This window comes from Pseudooceanicola atlanticus (assembly GCF_000768315.1).
In the GTDB taxonomy this organism is placed as follows: domain Bacteria; phylum Pseudomonadota; class Alphaproteobacteria; order Rhodobacterales; family Rhodobacteraceae; genus Pseudooceanicola; species Pseudooceanicola atlanticus.
In genome coordinates this window covers 1-2,810 of sequence record NZ_AQQX01000042.1, presented here as the reverse complement: position 1 = coordinate 2,810, position 2,810 = coordinate 1, and the positions used below count along the sequence as shown (strand labels likewise).

Here is a 2,810-nt window from a genome sequence, read left to right as displayed (position 1 = left end):
TTGGCGCAGACTCTACATTAAGGTGAGGGATTTCGCGGGGGGCAGGTCACTTGGAACACCAAATTTCTGGACCTCTATGGCTACCCTGACGAAATGGCTTACCGTGGGGCAAGCTTCGAGTCCTTCATCAGATACAACGCCGAACGCGGAGAATATGGTGCGGGGGATGTCTCCGAACAAGTCGGCGCTCGGGTTGAAACCGCCCGTAAGTTTCAAAAGCACCGGTTGGAACGCACCACGTCAAGCGGAGCAACAATCCTTGTGGCAGGTACGCCGCTTCCCAATGGCGGTTTCGTAACCACTTACTCTGACACCACACGTTACACCCTCAGAACCAAAGAATTGCAGCGACAGGTTGACCTTCGAAGCAGCGAGCTACAGCTCAGCGAAGAGCGTCTGAGCTTGATTGCAGACGAAGTCCCGGCTGGCATTGCGCATGTCGATAAGGATATGACCCTCCTATACATGAACAAGCGGTTCGCTCGCGCATATCAGGTCGATCAACATGCCGCCGTCGGGATGAACGCCTACGATGTGCTTCACCCAAATACCATGGAAGAATCCGCGCGCTTTTTCGAACAGGCACGGCGCGGGATTTTGGTTGATTTCGAGATGCGATTGGAGCTGCCTGGTGGGCGCTTCAAGGATGTGCGCACACTGTTGCGACCTGAAAAACCGTCGTCAGGAGAAGTGATCGGTTTCTATCTCGTATCCATTGATGTTACCCGGCGGAAATCAACCTTGAATGCGCTGATGCGCTCCCAGAAGATGGATGCACTTGGTCGGATGGCCAGCGGAATATCTCATGATTTCAACAATCTATTAACCATTATCCTGGGCAATCTTAATCCCCTGACCGAGCTTATTTCGGATGAACTCGTCGAAGAATATGTGGCTCCATCCATTTCCGCCGCACGACGTGGTTCTTCGCTTACAAAACGTCTGGTGTCATTGGCGCGGCGCGAACAGTTCGATCCGGCCCCAACTGATATTGGCGAGGCGATCACAGAAATCGCGAAACTGCTGGAATCCTCAGTCCCGGAAAGTTTGACGATTACTGTGGAACAAAGTGACAATCTCCCCATAGCGCTGGTCGATCTTTCGCAACTCGAAATGGCTATGCTCAACCTGACGCTGAATGCACGCGACGCTACCGACGGACGGGGGAATATTGAAATTCGATCTGAGCCCTTTGAAATGACTCTGGATCATGCAGATATGACGCATCTTCCAACAGGCCTTTATGTAAAAATCAGTTTCCACGACAATGGCTGTGGAATGGCGCCCGATCTTTCGGAAAAGATCTTTGAACCGTTCTTCACCTCGAAAGCTGCAGGTTCAGGGTCCGGGCTAGGTTTATCGATGGTCTACGGCTTCGTGCAACAATCGAACGGCGCCGTTTTCGTTGATAGTACACTAGGCAAGGGAACGACTTTCTCAATCCTCTTGCCAAGCGTTGAACTGAATACGAAAAAACCATTGGCTGACCCGTCCGGCAAAAAGCTGAGAAGTATCGAAAGCACCGGAGCGATTTCTCCAACGAGTTCGGGCCTAGTGCTTTTGGTAGATGACGACATTGACGTCCGTCGCACGGTGCGTCGAAAGATAGCCGGCCTGGGTTACCCGGTCGTAGAGGCGGGCGATGCAGACGAAGCATTGAACCTCATACGCCAGATCAAAGATATCTCGATCGTAATTTCAGATATCGGCATGCCTGGCACCATGGACGGGATTGGGTTGGCTCATGTTTTGAAAAGCCAATTTGATGAAGTCAGGGTAATTCTAATGAGTGGAAATCGGTCCCTACAAACCGAAGATGAACTGCCCTCGGATGTTATCTTTTTAAAGAAGCCATTTGAGGCAGATGAACTCCGTTCATGTCTCACAACGACAACAGTTGACGAGGATGACGGCGCCGAAAATCGGGTAAAGATAGAATGAGAACGCTTGTCTACCTGATCGAGGATGATCCAGATATTTCGAAGCTGATATCACGGACTCTTAAGCAACAAGGCATGCAAGTTGTGTGTCTCCGAAAACTTTCGGAGCTAGAGATCGCGATGAAAAAACAGGTTCCGGATCTCTGCTTGATAGATCTGAGTTTGCCCGATGGTGATGGCATGTCTCTCCTTCAAGACGCTGGTAATTTGGGCACTTTGCCAAAAATTGTCGTAACTGGGCGCGGTAATGTTACTGACCGGGTCGTAGGGTTGGAAATCGGAGCGGACGATTATGTTGTAAAGCCTTTCGAGCCCAGAGAATTGGTTGCGCGCGTCCGCGCGGTTCTGCGGCGCTATTCGTCGTCCTCAACCCCGAATTCTCAACCGATTGGACAGAATGTAGAATTCGGAGAGTGGGCTGCCGATTTCAACGCATGCATATTGATCCATACGGACGGTAGCATAGAGACCCTGAGTGCATCGGAATCATCCCTCCTGAAAGTTTTCGTTGAATCAGCGGGGCGGGTCTTGAGCCGCGATCAATTGCTTGACGCGACCGTGGGCCACCATGACGGCCCTTTTGATCGAAGTATGGACGCGCGAATAAGTCGTCTCAGAAAGAAGCTGCGCGACGACCCGAAAACACCGAAACTGATAAGAACCGTCTATGGCGCCGGATATGTCTTTAGTGCAGCACCGAGGAAAGACGGTGAATAGTCCTTCAAAGCAATGCCAAACCTACGGAATGAAAGAAGCTCTGGCAGTATGACATCAGTTAGCGAGTAGACGAATGCCGCGCTTTCTGGTTGGCAAATATTCACTAGGGTCAGGATGCATTGATTTCCCCCACAGCGCGTGATTCACGGCTCC

At 51.2% G+C, this 2,810-nt stretch carries 2 protein-coding genes and 1 pseudogene; all 3 read left to right on the top strand.

The genetic code is table 11. The annotated features are described in order from the left end of the window. Positions 1 to 57: 57 nt before the first annotated feature. A pseudogene (locus ATO9_RS24995) lies at positions 58 to 738 on the top strand (PAS-domain containing protein); the annotation flags it as partial. Positions 739 to 753: 15 nt separating this feature from the next. Then, on the top strand, positions 754 to 1,941 hold the full coding sequence (locus ATO9_RS24990; protein ID WP_337588288.1) for an ATP-binding protein: 1,188 nt from the start codon (positions 754 to 756) through the stop codon (positions 1,939 to 1,941). Further along, entirely contained in the window at positions 1,938 to 2,657 is a 720-nt protein-coding gene (locus ATO9_RS23250; protein WP_043755241.1) for a response regulator, read from the top strand. Before ATO9_RS24990 ends, ATO9_RS23250 begins: the two co-directional genes overlap by 4 nt. Positions 2,658 to 2,810 lie beyond the last annotated feature (153 nt).